Annotated in this window: 21 protein-coding genes and 1 tRNA gene; 5 read left to right on the forward strand and 17 right to left on the reverse strand. The window is 48.5% G+C overall.

The genetic code is table 11. From position 1 onward, the window contains the following. Nucleotides 1–105: 105 nt before the first annotated feature. The 3 genes from carB to dapB all read right to left on the reverse strand — a co-directional run bounded on the left by carB (nt 106) and on the right by dapB (nt 5,552). Nucleotides 106–3,327: a carbamoyl-phosphate synthase large subunit gene (gene carB, locus AC4PME_RS15125; protein ID WP_491046409.1), complete on the reverse strand. Its 3,222-nt coding sequence runs from the start codon at nt 3,325–3,327 to the stop codon at nt 106–108. 13 nt (nt 3,328–3,340) lie between these two features. Next, nucleotides 3,341–4,471 (reverse strand): glutamine-hydrolyzing carbamoyl-phosphate synthase small subunit, encoded by a 1,131-nt coding sequence (gene carA / locus AC4PME_RS15130; protein ID WP_349587667.1) that lies wholly within the window; start codon nt 4,469–4,471, stop codon nt 3,341–3,343. Nucleotides 4,472–4,751: 280 nt separating this feature from the next. After that, the gene (dapB, locus tag AC4PME_RS15135; RefSeq protein ID WP_474844514.1) at nt 4,752–5,552 is read right to left on the reverse strand and encodes a 4-hydroxy-tetrahydrodipicolinate reductase; all 801 of its coding nucleotides are present in this window, start codon (nt 5,550–5,552) and stop codon (nt 4,752–4,754) included. Nucleotides 5,553–5,766: 214 nt separating this feature from the next. Between dapB and AC4PME_RS15140 the strand changes: the two genes are divergently transcribed. Next, nucleotides 5,767–6,450, forward strand: a complete 684-nt coding sequence (locus tag AC4PME_RS15140) for a cytochrome b/b6 domain-containing protein (protein ID WP_491046408.1) — start codon at nt 5,767–5,769, stop codon at nt 6,448–6,450. A gap of 120 nt (nt 6,451–6,570) precedes the next feature. On the opposite strand, the gene AC4PME_RS15145 is transcribed toward AC4PME_RS15140, so the two are convergent. The 8 genes from AC4PME_RS15145 to AC4PME_RS15180 form a co-directional block, all read right to left on the reverse strand. Then, the gene (locus AC4PME_RS15145; protein WP_491046407.1) at nt 6,571–8,460 is read right to left on the reverse strand and encodes a propionyl-CoA synthetase; all 1,890 of its coding nucleotides are present in this window, start codon (nt 8,458–8,460) and stop codon (nt 6,571–6,573) included. A gap of 140 nt (nt 8,461–8,600) precedes the next feature. Further along, nucleotides 8,601–11,144, reverse strand: coding sequence for a putative bifunctional diguanylate cyclase/phosphodiesterase (locus tag AC4PME_RS15150; RefSeq protein WP_491046406.1), 2,544 nt, complete (start codon nt 11,142–11,144; stop codon nt 8,601–8,603). Between the two features lie 205 nt (nt 11,145–11,349). Then, a complete protein-coding gene (locus AC4PME_RS15155; protein WP_119501781.1) occupies nt 11,350–11,832 on the reverse strand; it encodes a c-type cytochrome in 483 nt (160 codons plus the stop codon). Nucleotides 11,833–12,055: 223 nt separating this feature from the next. After that, the gene (locus tag AC4PME_RS15160; protein WP_491046405.1) at nt 12,056–12,676 is read right to left on the reverse strand and encodes a LysE family translocator; all 621 of its coding nucleotides are present in this window, start codon (nt 12,674–12,676) and stop codon (nt 12,056–12,058) included. Nucleotides 12,677–12,726: 50 nt separating this feature from the next. Next, nucleotides 12,727–13,152 carry a GNAT family N-acetyltransferase gene (locus AC4PME_RS15165; protein ID WP_491046404.1) on the reverse strand — a complete coding sequence of 142 codons (426 nt, stop codon included), beginning with the start codon at nt 13,150–13,152 and terminating at the stop codon, nt 12,727–12,729. Nucleotides 13,153–13,165: 13 nt separating this feature from the next. Next, nucleotides 13,166–13,405 (reverse strand): helix-hairpin-helix domain-containing protein, encoded by a 240-nt coding sequence (locus AC4PME_RS15170; protein WP_491046403.1) that lies wholly within the window; start codon nt 13,403–13,405, stop codon nt 13,166–13,168. Between the two features lie 155 nt (nt 13,406–13,560). Next, complete coding sequence (locus AC4PME_RS15175; protein WP_491046402.1) at nt 13,561–14,097, reverse strand: DinB family protein; 537 nt, start codon at nt 14,095–14,097, stop codon at nt 13,561–13,563. 53 nt (nt 14,098–14,150) lie between these two features. Continuing rightward, nucleotides 14,151–14,468, reverse strand: a complete 318-nt coding sequence (locus AC4PME_RS15180) for a hypothetical protein (protein WP_491226109.1) — start codon at nt 14,466–14,468, stop codon at nt 14,151–14,153. Nucleotides 14,469–14,716: 248 nt separating this feature from the next. On the opposite strand from AC4PME_RS15180, the gene AC4PME_RS15185 reads away from it, so the two are divergent. Next, nucleotides 14,717–15,523 carry a hypothetical protein gene (locus AC4PME_RS15185; RefSeq protein WP_491046400.1) on the forward strand — a complete coding sequence of 269 codons (807 nt, stop codon included), beginning with the start codon at nt 14,717–14,719 and terminating at the stop codon, nt 15,521–15,523. Between the two features lie 623 nt (nt 15,524–16,146). On the opposite strand, the gene AC4PME_RS15190 is transcribed toward AC4PME_RS15185, so the two are convergent. From AC4PME_RS15190 to apbC, 5 genes are all read right to left on the reverse strand, one after another. After that, a complete protein-coding gene (locus AC4PME_RS15190; protein ID WP_491046399.1) occupies nt 16,147–17,058 on the reverse strand; it encodes a hypothetical protein in 912 nt (303 codons plus the stop codon). Nucleotides 17,059–17,447: 389 nt separating this feature from the next. Continuing rightward, nucleotides 17,448–17,524: transfer RNA gene (locus AC4PME_RS15195), tRNA-Pro, on the reverse strand. A 110-nt stretch (nt 17,525–17,634) separates the two neighbouring features. After that, entirely contained in the window at nt 17,635–19,005 is a 1,371-nt protein-coding gene (locus AC4PME_RS15200; RefSeq protein WP_491046398.1) for an SLC13 family permease, read from the reverse strand. Nucleotides 19,006–19,069: 64 nt separating this feature from the next. Continuing rightward, nucleotides 19,070–19,660, reverse strand: coding sequence for a dCTP deaminase (gene dcd / locus AC4PME_RS15205; protein WP_119501791.1), 591 nt, complete (start codon nt 19,658–19,660; stop codon nt 19,070–19,072). A gap of 91 nt (nt 19,661–19,751) precedes the next feature. After that, nucleotides 19,752–20,840, reverse strand: a complete 1,089-nt coding sequence (gene apbC / locus AC4PME_RS15210; RefSeq protein WP_491046397.1) for an iron-sulfur cluster carrier protein ApbC — start codon at nt 20,838–20,840, stop codon at nt 19,752–19,754. 109 nt (nt 20,841–20,949) lie between these two features. Between apbC and metG the strand changes: the two genes are divergently transcribed. Next, nucleotides 20,950–23,013: a methionine--tRNA ligase gene (gene metG, locus AC4PME_RS15215; RefSeq protein WP_491046396.1), complete on the forward strand. Its 2,064-nt coding sequence runs from the start codon at nt 20,950–20,952 to the stop codon at nt 23,011–23,013. A gap of 146 nt (nt 23,014–23,159) precedes the next feature. Further along, nucleotides 23,160–24,263 carry an MBL fold metallo-hydrolase gene (locus AC4PME_RS15220; protein WP_491046395.1) on the forward strand — a complete coding sequence of 368 codons (1,104 nt, stop codon included), beginning with the start codon at nt 23,160–23,162 and terminating at the stop codon, nt 24,261–24,263. Nucleotides 24,264–24,273: 10 nt separating this feature from the next. On the opposite strand, the gene AC4PME_RS15225 is transcribed toward AC4PME_RS15220, so the two are convergent. After that, nucleotides 24,274–25,041, reverse strand: coding sequence for a methyltransferase domain-containing protein (locus AC4PME_RS15225; protein WP_119501795.1), 768 nt, complete (start codon nt 25,039–25,041; stop codon nt 24,274–24,276). Between the two features lie 88 nt (nt 25,042–25,129). Here AC4PME_RS15225 and gloB point away from each other — a divergent pair, with 88 nt between their 5' ends. Further along, nucleotides 25,130–25,927: a hydroxyacylglutathione hydrolase gene (gloB, locus tag AC4PME_RS15230; RefSeq protein WP_491046394.1), complete on the forward strand. Its 798-nt coding sequence runs from the start codon at nt 25,130–25,132 to the stop codon at nt 25,925–25,927. Nucleotides 25,928–25,986: the final 59 nt, after the last annotated feature.

The following is a 25,986-nucleotide window of genomic DNA, read 5'->3' on the forward strand; positions in this document are numbered from 1 at the left end:
CTGGTCTGCTGACCTTTTGATCGCTGAGTTAAAAAAAGTGCGCCGACCGGCGCACTTTTCTAAAATATTGATTGCGCAGAATAGCGCAATTTCACACAACTGTCATCAGGCATTAATACGGGCATGCAGTTCCTGCACTGATGAAACCTTGTTACGGTCATCGGCAGATTTTGCACGAATCGTAGCGAATGCTGCATTCATTGTTGTGGTGTAAGTGATTTTATTCACTAACGCTTCACGACGAATGTATACAGAATCCGTGATTGCCTGGCGGCCTTCCGTGGTGTTGATGATATAGCTGTATTCACCGTTCTTAATTGAATCAACGATGTTAGGACGTCCTTCAGACACCTTATTGACTACAGTACATTCAACACCTGCATCAATCAGGCTCTTCGCAGTACCGCTGGTCGCTTCAATCTTAAAGCCGGCTTCGATCATTGCTTTGGCAAGGTCGACAACACGGGCTTTGTCATTGTTACGCACAGACAGTAACGCTTTGCCTTCTCTTGGCAGCGGCGCACTGGCACCCAGGTTGGCTTTAGCATACGCTTCTTCGAAGGTATCACCAACACCCATAACCTCACCGGTAGAGCGCATTTCAGGGCCTAACAGCGGGTCAACACCCTGGAACTTAGCAAATGGCAGTACCACTTCTTTCACAGAGTAGAACGGCGGAATGATTTCTTCCGTCACACCCTGAGACTGCAGTGACTGACCGGCCATACAGCGGGCAGCAACTTTCGCCAGCGGTACACCTGTCGCTTTAGATACGAAAGGTACGGTACGGGCAGCACGTGGGTTCACTTCAATCAGGTAAACTTCACCGTCTTTGATAGCAAACTGTGTATTCATCAGACCCACAACACCCAGCTCTAACGCCATATCACGAACCTGCTTACGCATGGTGTCCTGAATATCTTTTGGCAGAGAGTGTGAAGGTAATGAACAGGCAGAGTCACCAGAGTGAACACCGGCTTGTTCGATGTGCTCCATGATACCGCCGATCACCACTTCTGTGCCGTCACAGATAGCGTCGATGTCGACTTCAATCGCGTCGTCGAGGAAACGATCCAGCAGTACCGGGGCGTCGTTAGACACTTTAACCGCTTCGTTCAGATAACGTTTCAGATCTTTCAGGTCGTACACGATTTCCATCGCACGGCCACCCAGAACGTATGAAGGACGAACAACCAGCGGGAAGCCGATTTCTTCTGCACGGGCCAGAGCCTGTTCAATGTTGGTAACCGTTGCGTTAGCCGGCTGCTTAAGACCCAGCTTGTTCACCATGTGCTGGAAGCGCTCACGGTCTTCTGCACGGTCAATGGCTTCCGGAGACGTACCGATAATCGGTACACCATTCGCTTCAAGGGCACGGGCCAGTTTCAGTGGTGTCTGACCACCGTACTGAACAATCACGCCTTTAGGCTGTTCTTTTGCAACGATTTCCAGCACGTCTTCTAACGTTACCGGTTCGAAGTACAGACGGTCTGATGTGTCGTAGTCGGTAGAAACCGTTTCAGGATTACAGTTAACCATGATGGTCTCGTAGCCGTCTTCACGCATAGACAGCGCAGCGTGCACACAGCAGTAATCGAATTCGATACCCTGACCGATACGGTTAGGACCACCGCCCAGTACCATGATTTTATCTTTATCCGTCGGTGCAGCTTCACATTCTTCGTCGTATGTGGAGTACATGTACGCAGTGCTGGTTGAGAATTCAGCAGCACAGGTATCAACACGCTTATACACCGGAGAGATACCGAAACCACGGCGGATGTCGCGGATGTCGCTTTCTGCAACGTTAGTCAGCTCAGCCAGACGGGCATCAGAGAAACCTTTACGCTTCAGCGCGCGGGTGAAATCTTCAGTCAGTGCGCTTACGCCCTGCTCTGCCACCTGGTTTTCCAGTTTAATCAGTTCTTCTAGCTGTACCAGATACCAGCGGTCAACATTGGTGTAAGAGAACACTTCGTCAACGCTCATTCCCATACGGAAGGCATCACCGATGTACCAGATACGCTCAGCGCCGGGATTCTGAAGTTCGTACTTCAGTTTGCTCATGGCTTCGTCGTCCTGCGGGTCCAGAATCGGGTTCAGACCCGTAGCGCCCACTTCCAGACCACGTAATGCTTTCTGCAGTGATTCCTGCTGATTACGGCCAATCGCCATCACTTCACCCACAGACTTCATCTGTGTGGTCAGACGGTCGTTCGCACCGGCAAACTTTTCGAAGTTAAAGCGTGGAATCTTAGTCACAACGTAGTCGATAGACGGCTCGAAAGAGGCCGGCGTCAGACCACCGGTAATATCGTTAGCCAGTTCGTCCAGGGTATAACCCACAGCCAGCTTGGCAGCCACTTTCGCAATCGGGAAGCCGGTAGCTTTTGATGCCAGTGCTGAAGAACGTGATACGCGCGGGTTCATCTCGATGATAACCATACGGCCAGTCTTCGGATCCACACCGAACTGCACGTTTGAACCGCCGGTTTCCACACCGATTTCGCGCAGTACGGCCATGGCCGCGTTACGCATGATCTGGAATTCTTTGTCGGTCAGCGTTTGCGCCGGCGCAACAGTGATAGAGTCACCGGTGTGAACACCCATGGCATCGAAGTTTTCGATAGTACAAACAATAATGCAGTTATCGTTTTTATCACGAACCACTTCCATCTCGTACTCTTTCCAGCCAATCAGCGACTCATCGATAAGCAGCTCATTGGTAGGAGAAAGGTCAAGACCGCGGGTACAGATTTCATTGAACTCGTCAATGTTGTATGCGATACCGCCACCGGTTCCACCCATGGTGAACGACGGACGGATGATACAAGGGAAACCGATGCGGCTGAGTACATCGTGAGCCTGCTCCATAGAGTGAGCAATTTCCGCACGGGGACATTCCAGACCGATAGACTTCATCGCTTTATCAAAGCGCTCACGGTCTTCCGCTTTATCGATAGCGTCAGCCGTTGCACCAATCAGTTCAACGTTGAACTCTTTCAGTACGCCTTCACGCTCAAGATCCAGCGCACAGTTCAGTGCAGTCTGGCCGCCCATGGTAGGCAATACCACATCAGGACGTTCTTTTTCGATGATTTTGCGTACCACTTCCCAGTGAATCGGCTCGATGTAGGTTGCATCAGCCATTTCAGGGTCAGTCATGATAGTCGCAGGGTTAGAGTTTACCAGAATGACGCGGTAACCCTCTTCGCGCAGTGCCTTACAGGCTTGTGCGCCGGAATAGTCAAATTCACAGGCCTGGCCGATAACGATAGGGCCGGCACCCAGAATCAGAATACTTTTTATGTCAGTACGTTTTGGCATTGTCGGCTAGTTCCTACTGTTTTGATTGTTCAATAAGGTCGATGAAATGATCAAACAGATCAGCCGCTTCGTGCGGACCCGGGCTCGCTTCAGGGTGGCCCTGGAAGCTGAATGCAGGTTTGTCGGTACGGTGAATACCCTGCAACGACTTATCGAACAATGAAATATGAGTAACTTCTAAGTTATCCGGCAACGTAGATTCATCAACAGCAAAACCGTGGTTCTGGCTGGTGATCATCACTGTACCTTTCTTAAGGTCTTTCACCGGGTGGTTAGCACCGTGGTGACCAAACTTCATTTTGACCGTCTTAGCACCGCTGGCCAGAGCCAGTAACTGGTGACCCAGACAAATACCGAATACCGGAATGTCTTTTTCAAGAATGGTTTTAATCGCTTCAATGGCGTAGTCACACGGCTCAGGGTCGCCGGGGCCATTTGATAAAAACACACCATCCGGATTCAGAGCCAGTACATCGGCAGCAGGCGTTTGCGCAGGCACCAGTGTCACTTTACAGCCACGGTCAGCCAACATACGTAAGATGTTGTTCTTCACGCCGTAGTCGTATGCAACAACATGGTATTTCGCTTCCGCAGGCGTTACATAACCTTCACCCAGCACCCACGTGCCTTCGGTCCAGGTTTTCACTTCCTTAGTGCTAACTACTTTGGCCAAGTCCATGCCTTTTAAGCCCGGGAACCCCTTAGCAGCGTCTAATGCTTTGGCTTCATCTAAATCGTCACCGCAGATGATACAACCGTTCTGCGCACCCTTGTCACGAAGGATACGGGTTAAACGACGGGTATCGATATCCGCAATACCTACTACGCCCTTGGCTTCGAGGTATTCAGATAATGTTTGTTCGTTTCGAAAATTACTGGCTACGAGGGGAAGGTCACGAATGATTAGACCTTTAGACCAGATTTTGTCTGCTTCGACGTCTTCAGAATTGGTACCGGTATTACCGATATGGGGGTAAGTAAGTGTAATGATTTGTTCAGCGTATGACGGGTCGGTGATGATTTCCTGATAGCCTGTCATGGAAGTATTAAAAACAACTTCCCCAACGGCAGAACCAGTGGCACCAATTGCCGTACCTTTAAAAACTGAACCATCCTCTAACACCAAAAGGGCAGAATTAGCCAAGTCAACCTCCAGATTAAGGATAACCGACGGTTTATTCAGTGGCATGAATAAACCCCACAAAAAACGGGAGGTAACAATAATTTTACTTCCCGTTTACGATACTTTGCAGCTAATAAAACGCGACCCGGACAGGCCGGAACGCTAAATTTTGGCAAATTCCAAGTATTATATAGGAGTAATCAGCAAAGGTCTAATTCAAATTTAGAAAAATATGAAAAACACCTCATTAACTGATTTTTCAGCGTCTAACCTCAGAAAAGCCTATTTATCTGATGAATAATTACGCCAGACCAATGACATCATTCATGCCATAACGTCCATTTTGCTTACCCGACAGCCACAAAGCCGCATGTACTGCGCCTTTGGCGAAGGTTAAACGACTCGACGCTTTGTGCGTAATTTCCAGACGCTCACCCAGATCAGCAAACAATGCGGTGTGTTCTCCCACAATATCACCGGCTCTTACGGTGGCAAAACCGATAGTTTGATGTTCACGGGGCGGTTCTTTCCCTTCACGACCGTAAACAGCACATTCTTGCAAGTTTCGGCCTAAAGTATCCGCAATCGCTTCACCGATGGCCATAGCTGTGCCTGATGGTGCATCCTGCTTAAAGCGGTGATGTGCTTCGAGGATCTCAATATCTGCTGTATTGCCCAGTGCTTTAGCCGCCTGCTTCACCAGCGACAGCATGACGTTTACGCCCACGCTGTAATTCGCCGCGAAAACCAGCGGGATTGTTTTTGCTGCTTCGTCCAGCGCCTTTAACTGGTCCTGCGACAAACCTGTGGTACCAATAACAACCGGCTTTTTGTGCTCTGTGCACCAGGCAAGATTGCTGTCGAACGCGGCCGGTAAGGTAAAATCAATGACCACATCAACATCGTCAGGGTTCAGTGATGAAATCGCACTGCAGGCAATGCCCTGCGTACCGATCCCGGCGAGTTCGCCAACATCGATGCCTACCCACGGTGAGTCATCACGGACCGTGGCAACAGATAAATCTGCATCGTCATTTTCACGTAATGCTTCAATCAGCACACGTCCCATACGCCCGTTGGCGCCTAAAATAGCTACTTTCATATCAGGATATTCTCAGTCTGTTTTCCGGCATTTTGCCTGAGCGCAGACAATTTTCAAATGCTCACAGGTAATTAGCGTAGAATATGGTATAACCATCTGCAGTCATGCCATTTCAATTTACCCGCAGAAAATCTGCATTTACACTGTGTTTCATCGACACAAAACCGTACTTTATCCGCTACGATAATCGTGCTTCTGCAGAAAAGGACTCAACATGGAAAAAAAGCTGATCTGGGATATTCCTACCCGACTGTTTCACTGGTTGCTCGTTTTCTCCCTGGCCGGGCAATATGTCACCGCTGAACTGATGGACAACGCCATGCAATGGCACTTCTATCTCGGCTACTTTACGCTCGGGCTGATTATTTTCAGGCTCATCTGGGGGATTGCCGGTTCGGATTACGCGAAGTTCAGCCAGTTTATTTATGGTCCCCGGGCCGTATTACGTTATGCCGGCACCTTATTTAAGCGGGACTCAGAAGCTCATGCAGGTCACAACCCGCTGGGTGGCTGGGTTGTTATCATCATGCTGTCACTGGTTGCCGTGCAGGCAGTAAGCGGATTATTCATGACTGACGATATTTTCCTTGATGGTCCCTGGCGCGCCGCAGTAGAAGACTCAACGCTGAAAACCATGAGTTATTTGCACAATAACATCTTCAATATTTTACTGGTGGTCATTGCCCTTCATATTGCAGCGATTGGTTTTTATGCCGTGTATAAAAAGCAAAAACTGGCACCGGCCATGGTGCACGGAAAGAAAAGCACCAATGAAGCCGGGATCCCGTCATCACGCCTGCTGGCTGCTTTTATTGTTGCACTCATCAGTGCCGGCATTGTGTACTACGTAGTAGAAATCGCGCCGCCTGAAGCAGTAGAAGAAGAATATTACTACTGATCTTTAACTTGGCTCAGCTGCACAGCCAGATGTTACAAAGCCGCCTTCACAGGCGGCTTTGTCGTTTTGTCTCTCATGCATTAAGCGCCACAGCAGCACTATGATTTGACCAGTCCCTGCTTATGATTTTACCAGCCCCTGCTTTTGCATTATTTCCTGAATTTCCGGCACACTGGCCGGGTCATCAATGGTAGACGGCACTGCCACCTCATGGTTTGCGGCGATCTGACGTAACAGCTTACGTAAAATTTTACCCGAACGGGTTTTAGGTAACCGGGGCACCACCACCGCACGATGAAAACAGGCCAGCGGACCGATTTCCTTTCTGATCATCGCCACCAGCTCCTGTTGCAGGGTGTCTTCGTCAATATCCACACCATCTTTGAGCAGCACTAATCCCACCGGCACCTGCCCTTTTAAACTGTCATGAACGCCTATCACACTGCATTCTGCCACTGCCTGATGCGCAGCAACGATTTCTTCCATTTCACCGGTAGATAAACGGTGACCGGCCACATTAATCACATCATCAGTGCGCCCCATAATAAAGACATAGCCGTCGTCATCTTTAAAACCGCCGTCACCTGAAGTGTAATAATCCGGATAAGCTTCCAGATAGGCATGTTTGAACCGTTCACAATCCCCCCAGATAGTCGGCAGACAACCCGGCGGCATCGGCAGCTTTATCGCAATTGCGCCCTGCTCTCCCGCCGGTAAAGGTTTACCGGTGTGATCCAGCACTTGCACATTAAAGCCCGGCACCGGTACGGTTGAGGAACCCGGTTTAACCGGTAAGTCTTCAAGTCCTGCGGGATTAGCACAAATGGCCCATCCGGTTTCAGTTTGCCACCAGTGATCGATCACCGGTTTGCCGGTTTTATCAACGGTCCAGAGATAGGTGGGCGGGTCGAGCCGTTCCCCGGCCATGAAAATCGTCTTCAGTGAGCTGATGTCATATTTTTCGACTAACTTTGCATCAGGATCTTCTTTGCGAATTGCGCGGAACGCCGTCGGCGCAGCAAACAGCGCCTTAATTTTATATTCTTCCGTCATTCGCCAGAACGCGCCTGCATCCGGCGTTTTTACCGGTTTGCCTTCATACACAACCGTAGTGCATCCATGCAAAAGCGGTCCGTAAACGATATAGGAATGTCCGACTACCCAGCCAACATCCGATGCTGCCCAGAACACCTCACCCGGTGCCATGTTGTAAATAGCCTGCATGGAATATTTCAGCGCGACAGCATGACCACCGTTATCCCGCACAACCCCTTTCGGTTTTCCCGTAGTGCCTGAAGTATAAAGAATATAGAGAGGATCCGGTGCCTGCACCACAGTACAAGGCGCCAGTGTGGCTGTTGCCATTGCGGTATCCCAGTCTGTGTCGTCAGCGCTGAGTTCTGCCATTTGCTCAGGACGCTGAAAAACAATGACTGAATCCGGTTTATGCGCCGACAGACTGATTGCCTCGTCGACCAACGGCTTGTAGGGGATCACTTTCGCCACCTCAATGCCGCAGGAGGCTGTCACCAGCACCTTAGGCGATGCATCTTCAATGCGCACAGCCAGCTCGTGGGGAGCGAAGCCGCCGAAAACTACCGAATGAACAGCGCCGAGTCGTGCCGATGCCAGCATGGCAATGACAGCCTGCGGGATCATCGGCATGTAGATAACAACCCTGTCGCCCTTCTCTACGCCTTTACCGGCAAGCACGGAGGCAAATTTTGCGACTTCCTCATGCAACCTGCGGTAGGTATACGTCGCTTTCTTTCCCGTAACCGGTGAATCATAAATAAGCGCAGGCTGATCACCCCTGCCGTTTTCAACATGATAATCCAGCACCATGTAGCAGGTATTCATTTCCCCATCAGCAAACCAGCGATAAATGTCGTTGTCGTCTTTCGACAAAATGGTTTCAGGAAAACGGGACCAGGGCAGCGCCTGCGCTTTTTCTTTCCAGAATGCTTCCGGTGAATCAATTGCCCTCTGATATTCTGTGGTGTACGACATAACGGCCTCGCGAATGTTGTTCCGGTACAATTAATGTAACCATTAATGAAAACTTTTAACTTGATTTACATTAATATAAAAACAACAAAAAGCCGCATAAGACTTGGGTCGCAAATTTTTGCCTTGTGCTGACAGAGAAATCAGTTCACAAGGCGGGCAATTTTTCCTTTTGCGCAGGTAAGAAGCAGGTTACGCCAGGTTTCTTCTTCCACCGGTTTGGAGAGGTAAAAACCCTGGAAGATATCGCAGCCCCGGCGAGTGAGATACTGGATCTGAATTTCGTTCTCAATGCCTTCCGCTACCGTTCTCACACCCATGGCACTGGCCATTTCAATAATGGTATTCACGATGGGCACGTCATCACTTTCAAAGTTGATTTCATCCACAAAGTAACGGTCGATTTTCAGTTCAGTAATGGGCAGTTCTTTAAGGTAACTCAAGCTGGAATAGCCGGTACCAAAGTCGTCAATGGAGAAAGCAAAGCCCAGTTGTGACAACCTTTCAATGCGTTTGCGCACCAGATCAATGGTGGTAACCAGCGTGGTTTCCGTGATCTCCAGCACCAGTTGCTCAGGGTTAATCTGCCACTCTGAGATCGTTTCCAGCAGCCGGTCAGAAAAATCAGCACGGGCAATATGTCTGCCACTGATATTCACAGAAAGGGTCGTTTCCAGCCCCTGAGATTTCATTTCTGACAGCAAACGGCAGGCTTCGTTTATTACCCAGTAACCAATATCCACCACGGCATCACTTTCCTCAGCAATGGGAATGAACTCACCGGGACTGATAAAGCCCAGCCGTTTCTCATTCCAGCGCAGCAGTGCTTCAGAAGATAAAATACGACCATGTTTGTCGTACTGGGGTTGCAGCACTAAATAGAATTCGTTGTATTCCAGTGCGTGGGCAAAACTCTGACTGATGTAATTGTGCCTGTCGTAGGCATTAAACTCGTTGCGCTCCAGGGTGACTCGGCCGCCCGGTCCCTGCTTCTTAGCCTGCCTCGTACCGAAATCCAGAATACCGGTAATTTTCTCATAGCTGGCATCCTGTGCGTGAACATAGGTCGATGCCAGCGAGGTTGATACCAGCTGTGAATGACCATGAAGGGTAAATTCTTTGCCCAGCTCACTGTGCACGCCCCATTCGATGGAATCAATCAGATCCATGGTGGCAGCATCTTTTGACTCATCAAAGGGTTCTTTAAACAGAATATAAAATTTATCCCCCAGTCCGCTGTATACCTGAAAGCGGGAGGAAATGGCTTTTTTGATACGTCCGGCGAAAATTCGCAAAATGTAATCACCGGTCTCTTTTCCGAACGACAAATTAAACTGGGCAAAATTATCGATATCCAGCATACAACAGTACATTTGCCGTTTAGTGGTTTTCGCGGCGATGATCAGCCGGCGTAAATCCTTTTCAAAGGATTTGATATTGGGCAAATGGGTAACTTCATCAAAAAAGGCGATTTGATAGATACTGTCCACCGCCTGTTTACGCTCGGTAATATCGCGGATAACGCAGACAAACTGCGACTGACTGACCTGCTCAACTTCAGACACCGACACTTCAATCGGAAAGGTTTTGCCCTGACGGTGCTTCGCTGACAGTTCTTTTCCGAAAATAGCGCCGAGTCCCGGCCGCAAGTGCTGACGGACAAACTCGATCTGCTCATCATCAGGCGGCCCCGGCAATAAATAGGAAATGTCTTCTCCGATAACCTGCTCAGGCTCGTAACCAAACAGAATTTCAACGGTCTGATTGGCAGTAATGATGGTGCCCAGCTCATCCACGGTCAGTACCGCATCATTCATGCTGTCCAGAATCGTGTTTAAGTATTCGATGTAATTCTGTTCTGTTTCCGACAGGCGCTTGTGCTCAGTAATGTCCTGAACAGAGCCGAAAATCTTCACGATTTCACCGTTCTGCTTTCTGGCCTTGCCAGACAATTTCACCCAGCGTTTGTGTTTTTTGCGGGTGATCACAGGCAGTTCAAACTGATAACTCACTCCGGAGGCCAGTAGCATCTGTATGGCTTTAATCAGCTTTCGTCTGGCTTCAGAGGGAAAACAGGAAAGAATACGGTAAAGGGTAACGCGGGTATCTCTGGCGAAATCGAACAGCCGGTAGGTTTCATTAGTCCAGTGTATTTGCTGGGTTTGTACATCGTAATCCCAGCCGCCGGTAGACGACATCTCGGAGACTTCATCAAACAGCGACAGTCTGTCGTGAAGTAACTTCAGGCTGCCCTCACGGTGCAATGATGCCGATTCGGCTATCAACCCCACACGCTCACCACTAAGCTCCAGAAAGGCCATATCGTAGTCTGATGCTTTCTGGTGTGGAAAATAACCGGCGACAAAAAGTGCAATGTCGTCGTGTTTAACAACCTGAACCGCCAGTGAAAAAAATGCTTTTGTCGTTTTGTCTTTAAAGCTTACGGGCAAACAGGGAGAGGCGCCGGTTTGTTCCAGTACACAAGCGACGGGTAATGACGCGGTGTCATTCATTTGCCAGAAAAGAATTTTACCCTGTAAGGATGCTGCATCCTCCTGCTCTGCCACCGTGGCAACAATAATACAGGCGTTCTCTGCGGCGGTATTCTGAATAAGCGAATTCAGGACATCCGAAATCCGGGAACGTCCTTCATGACTTATTTCATCCGTTAACCACGACTCACCCATATACCGGCATTCCTCTCATGAATCACTAAAAATCTTTCCTGCGGCGATCACCCCCCATTAAGCATAGGAAAAGAACCATTTTTCTACAAACAGAGGTTGGTAAATTGCGATATCATGCCGGAATACGACGTCTAAAAACGCGAATGGCCGCTATAAGCGGCCATTAAATGAACATTACGGATAATCCGTACCGATTTTTTATTGATTAGTCAGCCTTGTAATCATCGTGGCAAGACTTGCAGGTACCGCCTACTTTACCGATTGCCTGAGCAAATTTGCTTTCGTCACCTGCCGCAGCAACAGTCTGTAAATTAGCAGCAGCAGACTTCAGCGCACTGATCTTGCCTTCAAAATCAGACCAGTTTTCCCAGATCTCATCTTTTGCTTCGGTGTCTACATCAAACTTGCGGGTATCAACCTTTACATAATCTGCCATCATGTCGGCCAGTTGTTCCAGACGCATTGCGTTGGTTTCAATGACTTCCTGATCAAACGGGATAGCGCCTTTCGCCATGCCGCCCAAAGGCCCCATGTTGCTGGCTACCAGTGTGTAAAGCGCATGTCTGTACTTGGTTGCCGCTTTCGCGTGTTTTTCGTTCATTGCAGCTTCCTGAGCCAGAACGCTGCCGGTTGTAAGGCTTGTAACCACGACTGCTGCCATCAGGCCGGTCTTGAGCAGTTGCTTCATTCTTTTCTCCATTAAGATACGGTAAATGTGGTGTGTGATAGTTTACGCATCCGTCCCTGCGGACAAGCTTACCTTACCCCTGATCCGGTTGCAGTTTCCAGGGTCATATCATGTTATTTGTTGCACTAAATCTATATTCGCGCAAGGTTATGTACGACAAGCGCATTAAATACGAAGTTGAACGAATTTTCTTCACCGCAGTAACGGGACAACGCCACTTTCTTTAGCGTTGCTCACTAAATGCGAGTTTCAGCCCGAGTGCAGCAAAACTGGTGGCAAAGAATTTCTGTATGAAAACACTCACTTTCTCAGACTTTAAAACCCGGGCGCTGAATAAACCGGATAACCCACCGTAAACCAGAAAAACAGCAAAGTTCATAAGCATAAACACGGAGCCGTGAAGTAACATACTGGCGGCAATGGTACTGTCGCTGCCGGTGATAAATTGAGGCAGAAATGCCAGAAAGAAAATAGACAATTTCGGATTCAGGATATTTAGCAAAAATCCCTTTATCATGAAGCTTACATACCCTGCCTCACTCTGCGCTTCACCGGACACCGCCAGTGGCCCGGACGAGCGCCACATTTGCCAGGCCAGATACAACAGATAAGCACACCCGGCATATTTCACTACCGAAAAAGCTACCGCACTGGTATGGAATATAGCGGCCAGACCGAAACTACTGGCCAGCAGCGCAGGAATAATCCCCAGCGTACACCCCAGCGCAGCAAAGAAGCTCGCCCTTTTTCCATGGCAAAGACCCGTTGCTACGGTGTACAACACACCTGTGCCCGGCATCAGCACCACGACCAGAGACGTTAATAAAAATCCGGCTGACAGCATTGTTCTCTCCTTTTCCTTCAGGTTTCTGAGTCGGTAAATGTTTTCAGATTTTACTCCGTGATAAAACGGCACATTCCGTGTCCCAGCGGCTCACCGTTTCGCTCAGTGAAGCCGTATTTGGCGTAAAACCCTTCTTTTCCCTTTGCTGCTAACAGGCCGGCTGTTGAGCCTGCCGGACAATGTTCTGCAATGTATCCGTTTATTGATTCCATTATCCGGGCCCCGAGCCCGAGTTCCTGAAAATCAGGGTGCACAATGACATCCTGAAGGTAAAAGTACATCGCCCCGTCACCAATCAGACGCCCGCAGCCAATTAGCGTTTCCTCTGAATACAAACAAACCCAGAACAGTGAATTTTCAATACTCTTCTGGATGACTGCCATCGCCGGGTTATTCCATCCCGCAGTCTCCCGTAAGGCAGCAAATGCTTTTGCTTCAGGCGGCCGGGTGATTAAAGTGATGTCTGATACTGGCATGCTTTCACACCGTTCAGTTGCTGATTTCTTTTCTTGCTTGTTGGATCGCGGCATCCACTGCCTCAATCGCTTTAGTATTCGTCCAGCATCTCGATTGCAGCATGGAAGATACCAGTGCAACGACTTCTGAAGCATTGTGGCTGGCGAGTTTTTCAAAGGAATCCAGCCCGACTTCCTCAAAGCGCTTCAGCACCGTAGGGCCAACGCCTTTGACTGCAAGTAAACAACTTTTTTCTTCTTCCGTGAATGGCATTTGCCTAGTTCCTTCATCTATAAATTCTGATTAATCGCGCTCTGCTTCAAGTTACCAGTTTCCGGTTCTGAACGCATCTGGCAATTCATTCAGATTAGCTGTGCAGACCATAGTGTTTATCAGATACCTTTTTGCGGATGCCTGAGATATTCCACTTAAATTTCTTCTTTGATCAGCGCAAGTAAATCGGTAACACCAACATCCTCGCCCGCCTGCGATAATAAAGTAGACACCTGACCACGATGATGGGTTTGATGATTAAAGAAATGAAGAAGCAAACTCGCAAACCGCTTGTTAGCAGCGATGCCTTTTGTGTTCCGATAGCTGAGCACAAAATTCAGATCGTCAGCGGTCAACGCACCAGTCCATTTGATTATCTGTTCGTCCAGCCAATACCTGCGTTCAGACAATGCCTCAAAGTCGTCATAGAGAATGTGATCAAGGCTTGCCGGATTCGAAAGGTCAACAATGTCGCGTAGTAAATTCTCACAAGATGGGTGTGTGGCAAATCGCTTCAGCCAGATAATGTCCGCGACGACAATATGATTCAGCGTGCCCAGCACAGAACTAAAAAAAGCACCGCGATCTGCCGTTAAATCTTCCCGGCTCAGACGCCCGGCAGATTCATAGACCTTTAAATTCATCCACTGATTATATTCCGCCATTAAGCAGAAATGACTTTCCAGACTCATGGAAAAAACCTTACACGTATTTAGCCGCAAAACATTGCAATATCAGGCGACGACTACTTTAAAGACAACTTGTGTTCCCAACTTACCACAGCAGCACAGAAACCTGAGAAAACAAAACCCAGTACAGAAATCAAAATTGCCACAACGCCTCCGAAAGCCATACCATAACTTTCATGAGTGACAACTACTCGGAGACCACTGCCGTCGTCCTCCAGAGGAAGTGGTGCAGACAGGTTCATTACAATATTAAAAACAATCAGCGCTACGCCCAATACAAATACGGTCGCAGCGGCCAGCGCAATGAACCTTGCTGAGTAAAGCAAAATGCTCAAGTTCCTAGTTTCTATTTTTGAGTATGGTAATAGGTTCATAGGACGTCCTGTCGGTGAGTTTGAGTACTGACGCTATCGCTTAATGGTTGACTAATTCAGACTACACTGACAAAGCTTAAAATGGTACGTTTACTACCTAATTTGCGCGCTTGAGCCCCATACTTTAGTACTATATGTATCAATCAAGAAATAGAAAAATTCACTTGGAAAACTTTCACAAAATGCATTTTTTTGATGAATATCACCAAAAATAAAAATCTGAGGTTAATAATAAATGGAATTAACTAATGAATGAAAAATCGCTTATAACCCTTTATGAAAGTGCGAAAAGTTACCTAATCGAAAAAATCAATCGAGCTGATGCTGAAACAATTTTAGAGCATTATATATCGCTGTCAGATGGAAGCGTAAATATCACTAGCATTGAGAATTTGTATTATCGACTTTTATCATCTGCACAGAATGCCAACATGAAAGCTGGCGTTATCGGAGGGTCAATTGGAGGAGTAGACAAGTTGGGTATTGTTCTTTGCGATTTTTGCCCCATTGACGTTGTAGAGAAATATAATGAAGATCACTTTGCGTTACTGAATGAAATCGAATCCCAACTGAAACCTACCGGAAAAGTTCGAAAGACGCCACAAAGTATCTGGCCAAGATATTGCGAAACTGCTTTAAGTGCAGCGAATTTCTTATCACAATTTAACTCTGGCCAAGAATTCTACGCTTGGGCAAATCACTACTATAATGACCCACGCTCTCTAGCTGCTCTGCCACTTATACTCGAGCAAGAAATTTATGGTATTGGGTATCCTCTTGCATGTGACTTTTTGAAGGAGCTCGGCTTTATCAACTTTGGTAAACCTGATATCCATATCATGGATATTTTATCTGGTGTTGGCCTATGCGACTCTAAACTTACCCCTTATCAAATTCAAAAAATAATAGTAGAAATCGCATTGGCTAATCGAGTATCTCCATACAATGTCGACAAAGTGTTTTGGCTCATTGGTAGTGGTAAATTTTACGATCATCCTGAAATAAGCAATACAGGCAGAAATAAAGCTGATTTCGTCCAGCAGTATAACTCCTGATAAATAAGGGAATGTAATGGGACTTACAGACTAAATAAGTATTCCAAGAAAGGGCGATTAAATTTACCGCGTCAGCTGAATTAGTTCCGACCTAGCCGTTGATCGCCTTTTTCACTGTTACTTGTCTGGTTGTAGTGACACCTTCTCGCACATAGTCGAGCAGAGCCTCTAGCTGTGGTCTGTTGCGGTCTTTCTCTGAACACTTGTCGGTAAATGTATTGTCCAGGTCCACCTCTGAGAGTTGTCTCTATATGTTCTGCTCGACTGTGCTTACCCGAGCGTATCCGATGTGTTTTCCGTTACTCATGCGTACCTCAGTGTACCAATATGACTCTTAGGCTATATACGCTATCTGTACCAGTGATGCGAAGCCAAGTCTATTTTGTACAGTTGAGTGTAGAAGTCTGTACCAGGATAAATGTACAAGTTAGCCTATGCCGTATCTGGTAAAGGCTCAGAGGTGCTTAGGGAACAGTCCAAGCGCTTGCTTTGCATAGGTCAGGGAGTGAGGCCAGGTCGCATCACGATAAAGAGTAAAGCCACCAGCAGCATCTTTTAGGCTATGGGGGGAGAATCGCGGCGACCTTCCTGTAGATTAGGCTCTCAGATTTTTGCGGTGAAAATTATCCGATTGCTACACTATTTAATTTTTCTACAAATTCATCTGTGAAAGCCAAACTTTTAGCATCCATAAAATCCATCTCGATTAACCATCCTTTGCTGATTAACTTTTTCGCATTTGAATGTACAGTAGCAGTTGCAAGAGTTAGCCTTCCACCATTAACGATACTAAGTTCCTGTATTTTCCATGGCTCTGGATATCTTTTTACAATCATCTTGATAATTTCTGCATAAGTGGAAAGTTCCCTGCTATGTAGGGTATCGTCTTTATCTAAATCCATCTCCCTAGCGAGTAAATCTTCAAAACGGAATTTACCGTCTACGGATTCTATGACCTTATACATGTCTGGAATTAATGTTGGCTTTTCGTCGCTCACTGACATATCAGACTTGCTGCTCGTCGACGAACTAAATTCGGTATTCTTAGCACGACGAAGTGATTCAGTCTGGTAGTTAAGCGACTGAGTAAGTGAATCAATTTCGTCGTCTTTTTCTTTGAGCGCTGCTTTATACCGCGCCTCCTGACTAGCCATGCTTTCAAAAAGCCGTCTTTGGTCTTCTTTGGAAATCGGTATACGGTTCTTTATGAAATAGGAAGAACCTCTTTTACCTAAGTTATCCATTGCAACCCAGATAGTATTGGTCAAGTGCAGCAATAATGGGTAAAAAATGATGTAAGTTGCTGTAAACGCAAGCGGAAGGCAAAGATTGGGAAATACATCAATATAGTACAGTTCGATATGCCTAATTTTGTCCGCAACATCTTCTGAACTAAAGAGGAAATAATAAACCAGTTTCCAATTAATCAGCACCCATGAGATAAAGAATGTGCCGACTATAGGACTAGAGGCGCGCTGTTTTACTGCTCCAAAAATATCCCTAAAGTGCTCACTAAGTATTTTTATTATGTCCATTTGGCTATCCGTGTTACTTTAAATTTGTAGTAGTCGTAGAACTTTGACTTATCCGTATCGCCTCGCTTAACCCGCATTACTTCCATGTCTATCTCAGCAGTCATAGAGTTCCGCTTTATGATGGCTTCGTGGTGGCTGTGGGTATTCAGAGTCTAATGAATGTAGCCTAGTCGTACTTATCCCTAAGAAGAACAGGTGTCTTACGTCTATAAAACCATAGACCAGACGATGCCCGTATCAGATACTTTGTGTCCATTATCGTTAACCATTATCAAATTAAACAACGGTAAGCAGAAGTGATCTAAAGGTGACCCTTGGCTTACCAATTTGATAATATAAATAGTGAGATTAAGCCCGAGAGTCAAGCTATTAGCGGGGAAGAGAGAAGTTGGTCGGTGTGAGAGGATTTGAACCTCCGACCCCTGACACCCCATGACAGTGCGCTACCAAGCTGCGCCACACACCGACCGAAAGAGCCGACAAGTCTACTTATTTTTCTTCACTTTGCAACGACAAATATGCACCGCGATGACTGAACGTCTAAATGATGAGCAAATCCCTGCCGGGACTACGGTTTTAGCCCTGTAATGTGAGGTAACACACCACGGTGACGACAGTGGCGACTATTACATTCAGTACGATCCCTTCCCTCGCCATGGTTTTAATATCGAATTTACCGCTGGCATAGGCGATAGCATTTGGTGCTGTGGCAACGGGCAGCATGAAAGCACAACTGGCACTTATGGCGGCCGGGATCATCAGCAATTTGGGGTCAACGCCCACGGCGGTGCCGGCTGCCGCAAGTATGGGCATAAGCAATGTGGCAGTGGCGGTGTTAGAGGTAATTTCTGTCAGGAACGTTACGAACAGGCAAATAGAAAACACCAGCAGTAGTACAGGCAAAGTAGACAGGCCCGTCAGCCACTCGCCCATAAGCAGGCTTAACCCTGAGGCTTTAAACGCTTTGGCGATACAGATACCGCCGGCAAATAACAGCAGCATACCCCAGGGGATATCATTGGCAGTGGGCCAGTCGAGTAATTTGTTATTGTCCGGCTTGCCACTGTTAACCATAAACATGGCAACCACGCCGGCTACAGCGATGGTGCTGTCACTGACGGTGGTGATCCCCAGCCAGCCTGTCCAGAACGGCCTGAAAATCCAGGCCATTGCCACTGTACCGAATATCGCCAGTACCCGTTTTTCAGCGGTGGTCCAGGCACCGGGCTGCGGTAAATCAATGTTACCGATGCTGCCCAGACCGCGTCCGAGCCACATGGCCATAGCCGGAATTGCCAGCAGCACAATGGGTACACCGGTTTTCATCCATTCAATGAAATTATACTCACTGCCCTGCGTTTCTTCATACACGCTCATAAAGATAATATTCGGCGGCGTGCCGATGGGCGTACCGACACCGCCAAGGCTGGCCGCGTATGCAATACCGAGGATCAGCACAATACCGAAGCGGGTATGTTTGGTTGCGTTGATGATGGCCATTGCCATGGGCAGCATCATCAGCACAGTAGCGGTGTTGCTGATCCACATACTCAAAACAGCGGTGGTCAGCATGAAGCCCAAAATCAGCTTCATGCCGCTGCCAGTGCCGGTAAGGCGCAGCATATAAATCGCGAACCGCTTATGCAGATTCGCTTTTTCCAGTCCTTTCGACAGCATAAATGCCGCCATCAGCAGTATGATGACATGACTGCCAAGAGAAGATGCCGCTTCGGCGTGGCTGATTACGCCGGCGAGCGGAAAAAGCGCAAATGGGATGAGTGACGTAGCAGGAATAGGCAACGCTTCGGTTACCCATAATATGGCAACAAAAGCGGTGATTGCAGTTGTGGACGCAATGTCAGCGGGCTGGCCGGCGAAATGCAGGCCAAAGCCTGAAAGCAACGCAACCAGCGCGGCAATGAAAAGGGTGAGACTGCTTTTTATCATTACCGGGCTCCGTTTCTTGTAAGACGAAAACTGACAGAGTATTCGGGATTAAACTACGAAAGGCTTATTTATCGTCATCAGATGTAATTCGGCTGGCAACAGCACCGGCCTGCCCTTTGTATTTGGCATCTGCACGGGCGTTATACGGTTTTTCTGCCGCCTGAGACAACACTTCAAAACTCAGCGCGCCGATCTTCATCATCGGACGCAACGCCAGAGGTAACTTACCACTGTTGTAAAACTCAAGCACGATATTACCGGACCAGCCGGGATCAATGCGGTGCGCAGTCACATGCACCATCAGGCCGAGCCTTGCCAGTGAAGAACGTCCGTCCAGCCAGCCGACAATATTGTCCGGTAATGTTACCGACTCATGGGTAATGGCCAGTGCCAGTTCACCCGGATGCAGAAAGAATGCCTTGCCTTCAGGCAGCTCAATTTCATCACTCATCACAGAGTTAAGGGCTTCCTGCACTTCGGCTTTAGGTCCGCTCAGGTCGATATAAGGTGCCTGATGGTCTTCAAAAACACGGAATTTATTCCCCAGGCGCATATCCACCGTCACACCGCTGATTTGCTCATACCCGGGTGTAGGGTCGATTTTAATTTTGCCTTTCTGAAGATAATCGTAAATATCACGATCGCATAAACGCATAACACATGTCCTGAGGAGGGAAAGAAAACAGCGCGTATTATGCGACTTTGCTTAAAGCCGCACAACCCGCCATAACTACCGTTTTATGCAGTTATAACTTTGTCAGCCCGATGGTCTCACCGCGGATGTAACTTTCAGAGCTGCGGGAAGGTAATGTAAGCGCCATTTGCATGGACAATGCGCGGGCAGCTTCACGGTAGATGCCGGCCAGTTCACTGTCCGGTTTATCTGCCACCAGCGGTTTACCTAAATCGGCCTGCTCGCGGATAGAGACATCCAGCGGCAATGCGCCTAGCAACGGTAAATTGTAGCGTTCAGCCAGCGCTTTACCGCCGTCCTGCGCAAATAAATAATCCGTGTGACCGCAAGAAGAACACTGGTAATAGCTCATATTCTCAATTAAACCCGCCACCGGCACATTTACCTTATTGAACATGGAAATGCCTTTTTGCGCATCAGCTACGGCTAAGTCCTGCGGTGTGGTGACAATGACGGCAGCGCTCAGAGGCACCTGTTGTGCCATAGTAAGCTGAATATCACCGGTACCAGGCGGCATATCCACAATCAGATAATCCAGTACCGGCCACAAAGTTTCATCGAGTAACTGTTTCAGTGCCCTGCTCGCCATTGGGCCGCGCCATACTGCCGCGTCTTCTGCCGGCACCAGGTATCCGATGGAGTTCGCCACCATGCCCCAGGCTTTCAGCGGTTGCATATGTTTGTTATCGCCGCTGACCGGATGTTCCTGCGGATTGCCCAGCATGATGGGTACAGAAGGGCCGTAAATGTCCGCATCCAGGATGCCCACTTTGGCGCCTTCCTGCATAAGCGCAAACGCCAGATTCAGACTGGTGGTTGATTTACCCACACCACCCTTGCCGGATGCGACCGCAACCACGTTACGGATATTAGTCACCGGCGCGATAGCGGTTTCTGCACCGCGAACCTGTTGTGAAATGGCCAACTCCACCAGCGGAAATCCAGCTTGTGTTAATGCCTGTGTGATGGTTTCTCTGATAACGGCATGTTGAGTGAGCGCACAGAATGGCAGTGTGACCGACAAACAGCCGTTGTCTACCTCACACCACGGTTGGGTTTGCTCTGTGCTTAAGGCATAATAATCAGCCAGACTTTGTGCGGCGGTTTGCGCCAGCTTGTCACCCTTTCGGGAAAAGAACATAATTCACCTTTAAAATGCGCGGTCGCGCTATTTACGTAATGCAAAAGCGGCGCGATTCCGCTAGTATTTGCAGCCATTTTTCAACGCTTGAGAACAGAAACATAATACTATGTCTGAAAACACGTCGACTTCTGTTGCCGGAAACAATGCGAAACGCCGTATTCTGGTAACCAGTGCACTGCCGTATGCTAACGGCTCTATCCACCTCGGGCACTTACTTGAGCATATCCAGACCGATATCTGGGCCCGTTTCCAACGTCTTCGCGGCAACGAATGCTACAGTGTTTGCGCCGACGATGCTCACGGCACGCCTGTTATGCTGAAAGCACAGGAGCTGGGTATTACGCCGGAAGAAATGGTCGCCCGTACCCGTGCAGAGCACCATCAGGATCTGCAGGACTTCTACGTTGATTACGACAACTATTATGTGACTCACTCGCCGGAAAACAAGGCGTTGTGTGAAACCATTTATAACCGTCTTGATGAAGCAGGCTACATCAGCAAGCGTACCATCAATCAGTTATATGACCCGCAAAAAGAAATGTTCCTGCCGGACCGTTTCGTAAAAGGCACCTGCCCGAGCTGTAATGCGGAAGACCAAAACGGCGACAGCTGTGATGTTTGCGGCGCAACGTACAGCCCGACAGAAGTGAAAAACCCGCGCAGTGTAGTTTCCGGCGCGACGCCAATACTGAAGGAATCTGAGCACTTCTTCTTTGACCTGCCGCAATTCGAAGGCATGCTTAAAGAGTGGATCCGCTCCGGTGCGATTCAGGCTGAAATGGCGAATAAGCTTCAGGAATGGTTTGAAGACGGCCTGCAGCAGTGGGATATCAGCCGCGATGCACCTTATTTCGGTTTTGAAATTCCGGGCGCGCCGAACAAGTTCTTTTATGTGTGGGTAGATGCCCCGGTTGGTTACATGGCCAGCTTCCAGAATTTCTGTGATCAGAATAACGTTAACTTTGACGATTTCTGGAACAAAGACACCAACACAGAGCTGTATCATTTCATCGGTAAAGACATTACGTATTTCCACTGCCTGTTCTGGCCTGCCATGCTGGAAGGTGCCGGTTTCCGTAAACCTACCGGTGTGAACATTCACGGATTCGTGACAGTAAACGGCGCGAAAATGTCCAAGTCCCGCGGTACATTCATTAAAGGCCGTACCTATCTGGACCATCTGAACCCGGAATACCTGCGTTATTACTTCGCATCCAAGCTGGGTGACGGTGTAACGGATATCGACCTGAACTTTGCTGATTTTGCCCAGAAAGTGAATTCAGATCTGGTGGGTAAAGTGGTCAATATCGCCAGCCGCTGTGCCAGCTTCATCACTAAACGTTTTGACGGCAAACTGTCAGATACGGTACTGGACAAAGAGCTGATGGCAGAATTCCATGCTGCATCAGAGAGTATCGCCGCGCACTTTGAAAACCGTAAGTATCATCAGGCGGTGCGTGAAATTATGGCGCTGGCTGACAAAGCTAACCAGTTCATTGATGCGAACGCGCCGTGGGTCACCATTAAAGACGAAAACAAGCAGCAGTTTACCCATGACGTGTGCTCACTGGGCATTAACATGTTCCGTATTCTGGTGGCTTACCTGAAGCCGGTATTGCCTGTGCTGGCAGAGAAAGCGGAAGCATTCCTGAACGACACGCTGACCTGGGAAAGTACTCAGACTGTTCTGACCGGTCATGAAATCAATAAATTTAAAGCCATGATGCAACGCATCGAAATGGATAAGATTGACGCAATGGTAGAAGACTCAAAAGAGAGCCTGGCTGCAGCAAACGCGCCGAAGTTAGATCCTGAAAGCCCGCTGGCGAAAGATCCCATCAGTGAAGAAATTACGTTTGATGATTTCGCGAAAGTGGATTTCCGCATTGCCCGCATCGCCAATGCCGAGCATGTGGAAAAAGCTGACAAACTGTTGCGCTTAGAGCTGGATTTAGGCGGCGAAACCCGTCAGGTATTTGCCGGTATCAAGTCAGCCTACGCCCCTGAAGACTTAATTGGCAAGCACACCGTAATGGTTGCCAACCTGGCTCCTCGTAAGATGCGTTTCGGTATGTCTGAAGGCATGGTGCTGGCGGCAGGTCCGGGTGGTAAGGACTTGTATATCCTTGAGCCACACGAAGGTGCCAAACCGGGTATGCGCGTTAAATAATGCGCTGCGCAATGTTCACCTGAAAAGGTAACGTCGACAGTAAACGAAAAACGGTGTTCAGATGAACACCGTTTTTTTATGAATAAAATTCACAGGTCAATGCTTTTCAAAAAGGTATACAGCAGAGGCAGCGGATAATATGCTTTGTGCAAACCACTTCTGCCTCAATCACAATGATTTATGTAAAACCACGGGCTGGGATTTCAGTCAACGTACTGGCCGGCGCAGCATGTCTTCTCACATTTATTTTAAGCGGTTGCAGTGCCGTACCGGCTTCTTCCGCCATTACAGCTGATGCCGGACAAAAGGTTTCAGCTCCGGCATTCGAAGTGATCCCGCTGGGTACGGCAGGCGGGCTGGATGAAAGCAACTTATCGTCTTATCTGATATCGCCCGGGTACAGCCACCGTTATATCGCATTCGATGCCGGATCGGTAATGGCAGGCCTGAAAGTGGCTGCGGCAAACGGTGCTTTTGCGACTTTGCCTGTGCAAGCAGATTTATCTGTTGAGGGAAATGTACTCACCCGTCATATCAACGGTTATGCACTTTCCCATGCTCACCTCGACCACGTGGCCGGCATGGTGATTAACGCTACGGACGATACGCCGAAAACGGTTTATGCCATGCCCTCCACTATTAAAACGCTGAAAGAAAATGTATTTAACTGGGCGCTGTGGCCAAACTTTACCAATGAGGGAAACGGCTACAAACTGAACCGCTACCGTTATACCTACATGCAGGCCGGTGAAGCGCAAACACTGAGTGACACAGGCTGCTCGCTTACTGCCTATCCGCTGTCCCATGCCGGTGCTGACAAGTCTTCAGCGTTTTTATACCAGTGTGATGACAATGCCGTGCTGTATCTTGGGGATACCGGGCCTGATGCAGTGGAAGGTACCGGTCAGTTAGCCGGCTTGTGGAAAGCCGTGGCACCACTGATAAAAAGCGGCCGGTTAAAAGGCGTGTTTATCGAAGCGTCCTATCCTTCAGACAGAGAGGACAACGCGCTGTTTGGTCATTTAACACCGGCATGGCTGATGCGGGAACTGGACACACTGGCAGCACTTACCGACAGTGAAAATCCCGCAAGCGCATTGCGGGGATTAAAGATCATTATCACCCATATAAAGCCGTCTTTGAACAGACAGGAAAACACCCTGCTGAAAATAAAATCCGAACTGGAAGCGCTTAATTCGCATGGTGTAACGCTGATTTTTCCGCAGCAGGGAGAACCCTTCTACCTCTGACAACGGCCGGTCAGCCCCTGCTTCCGTCGCGGCCTGCAGGAGTTGCATTCTGCACCCGCATACTGGCACCTACGGCGGAGAACCGGGGTTTGAGTTTCCATGCGGGTTTGATGGTGGTCATGGGGATCACCCGTTTACGGGCAAGGATCACATACACCGAGCTGCACCAGGGAAAATAGCGGGTAATGCGGTTATGCCAGCTGGCAGGCAGAGAAAACTGCTTTTTAATAAACAGCATGGAAAACAGAATATGGCGGGTTTCAATAATTTCATAGCCCAGTAACTGCAACCAGTCTTTTACCCGGCCTGACGAGAAGAAACGTGCATCATGCAGCAGGTTACCCCGTTTCAATGGCAGATATTTGCCGATGCCGGTGAGGCTGTACGGGTTAAACCCGCTCAGAATAATGTAACCGTCCTGCGTGATACAGCGGTCAACTTCCCGTAATAACTGATGAGGATCCTGACAAAAGTCCAACTCGTTGGCCAGCAGAAACCCGTCGATGCTGTTCTCAACGTAAGGCAGTTCGGTGGACAGACTCAGCACAGATGTCGCGTCGACCTGAACGGGTGTCTGACGGATTTGGTGTTTAACGTTGCACTTGCTTAACGCAATTTCACTGCTGAGTGTTCCCAGCTTGACCAGATGATAGCCGAAGATACGGGCAGAAAAGCTGTTACTGACCGTCTGCACAGCATCTTTAATTGCCTCACCTGCCGGTAGCTGAGCCCAGGATTCAGGGTAACCGGGCGGTTTAGAACGGTATGCCAGTCTCATTAATATTCAGGCTGATCCAATTAGTTGCGACACTGCTATCTAATTTCTATAGTATCGCATTAATACTGATAAACAAGCAGGATTCCCCATGAACAGGATGTCTGACGCCCTTCCCGACGGTGTACAAATCAGCGCTATTCCCGCCTTTACTGACAATTATATCTGGTGTTTGCACAATCAAACCCATGCAGTGGTTGTGGATCCGGGCGATGCAGAACCTGTACTGGCATTTTGTAAGCAGAACGGGCTCAGCCTGGAAGCCGTGTTGATCACCCATCACCACCGCGACCATACCGGCGGCATCGCCAGACTGGCCTCCGCCAATCCTTCATTACCGGTTATCGGCCCCGCCGGCGGACATATTCGAGGCATTACCCGCTCTGTGGATGAAGGTGATGATATTCATCTGAATGTGGTGAACTGTGCGTTTACGGTCATGGAGCTGCCAGGCCATACCCTCGATCACATTGCATTTTATGGTCACGGACTGGTGCTGTGCGGTGACACATTATTCTCCGGTGGCTGCGGACGTCTTTTCGAAGGCTCGCCGGCGCAAATGCACCATTCACTGAACAAATTAAAACGCTTACCCGATAGCACCCGTGTGTTCTGTACTCATGAATACACACAGGCCAACATGCAGTTTGCCCTCGCGGTAGAGCCTGACAACGAAGAATTGCAGCAACATGCGAACCTCGTAGAAAAGCTGCGGTCTGAAGACAACATTACCCTGCCCTCCAGCATGCAAAAAGAAAAGGCCATTAACCCCTTTCTGCGAAGTCACAAAGCTTCTGTGGCAGCCGCTGCATCACAGTGGCAGGGAGAAGAATTAGATGACGATACTGCGGTATTTGCTGCGCTGCGGCGCTGGAAAGATCAGTTTTGATGCAATTGACGGCAACAATCGTTACACTATCACGTTCGAAGTTTATTTGCGGGGCACTT

Source organism: Alteromonas sp. (genome assembly GCF_984505615.1).

What these genes read in the sequence shown, in the direction of transcription:
- carB (WP_491046409.1), bottom strand. Translation starts at nt 3,327, where the DNA reads ATGCCAAAACGTACTGACATAAAAAGTATTCTGATTCTGGGTGCCGGC.
- dapB (WP_474844514.1), bottom strand. Translation starts at nt 5,552, where the DNA reads ATGAAAGTAGCTATTTTAGGCGCCAACGGGCGTATGGGACGTGTGCTG.
- AC4PME_RS15140 (WP_491046408.1), top strand. Translation starts at nt 5,767, where the DNA reads ATGGAAAAAAAGCTGATCTGGGATATTCCTACCCGACTGTTTCACTGG.
- AC4PME_RS15145 (WP_491046407.1), bottom strand. Translation starts at nt 8,460, where the DNA reads ATGTCGTACACCACAGAATATCAGAGGGCAATTGATTCACCGGAAGCA.
- AC4PME_RS15150 (WP_491046406.1), bottom strand. Translation starts at nt 11,144, where the DNA reads ATGGGTGAGTCGTGGTTAACGGATGAAATAAGTCATGAAGGACGTTCC.
- AC4PME_RS15155 (WP_119501781.1), bottom strand. Translation starts at nt 11,832, where the DNA reads ATGAAGCAACTGCTCAAGACCGGCCTGATGGCAGCAGTCGTGGTTACA.
- AC4PME_RS15160 (WP_491046405.1), bottom strand. Translation starts at nt 12,676, where the DNA reads ATGCTGTCAGCCGGATTTTTATTAACGTCTCTGGTCGTGGTGCTGATG.
- AC4PME_RS15165 (WP_491046404.1), bottom strand. Translation starts at nt 13,152, where the DNA reads ATGCCAGTATCAGACATCACTTTAATCACCCGGCCGCCTGAAGCAAAA.
- AC4PME_RS15170 (WP_491046403.1), bottom strand. Translation starts at nt 13,405, where the DNA reads ATGCCATTCACGGAAGAAGAAAAAAGTTGTTTACTTGCAGTCAAAGGC.
- AC4PME_RS15175 (WP_491046402.1), bottom strand. Translation starts at nt 14,097, where the DNA reads ATGAGTCTGGAAAGTCATTTCTGCTTAATGGCGGAATATAATCAGTGG.
- AC4PME_RS15180 (WP_491226109.1), bottom strand. Translation starts at nt 14,468, where the DNA reads ATGAACCTATTACCATACTCAAAAATAGAAACTAGGAACTTGAGCATT.
- AC4PME_RS15185 (WP_491046400.1), top strand. Translation starts at nt 14,717, where the DNA reads ATGAATGAAAAATCGCTTATAACCCTTTATGAAAGTGCGAAAAGTTAC.
- AC4PME_RS15190 (WP_491046399.1), bottom strand. Translation starts at nt 17,058, where the DNA reads ATGGACATAATAAAAATACTTAGTGAGCACTTTAGGGATATTTTTGGA.
- AC4PME_RS15200 (WP_491046398.1), bottom strand. Translation starts at nt 19,005, where the DNA reads ATGATAAAAAGCAGTCTCACCCTTTTCATTGCCGCGCTGGTTGCGTTG.
- dcd (WP_119501791.1), bottom strand. Translation starts at nt 19,660, where the DNA reads ATGCGTTTATGCGATCGTGATATTTACGATTATCTTCAGAAAGGCAAA.
- apbC (WP_491046397.1), bottom strand. Translation starts at nt 20,840, where the DNA reads ATGTTCTTTTCCCGAAAGGGTGACAAGCTGGCGCAAACCGCCGCACAA.
- metG (WP_491046396.1), top strand. Translation starts at nt 20,950, where the DNA reads ATGTCTGAAAACACGTCGACTTCTGTTGCCGGAAACAATGCGAAACGC.
- AC4PME_RS15225 (WP_119501795.1), bottom strand. Translation starts at nt 25,041, where the DNA reads ATGAGACTGGCATACCGTTCTAAACCGCCCGGTTACCCTGAATCCTGG.
- gloB (WP_491046394.1), top strand. Translation starts at nt 25,130, where the DNA reads ATGAACAGGATGTCTGACGCCCTTCCCGACGGTGTACAAATCAGCGCT.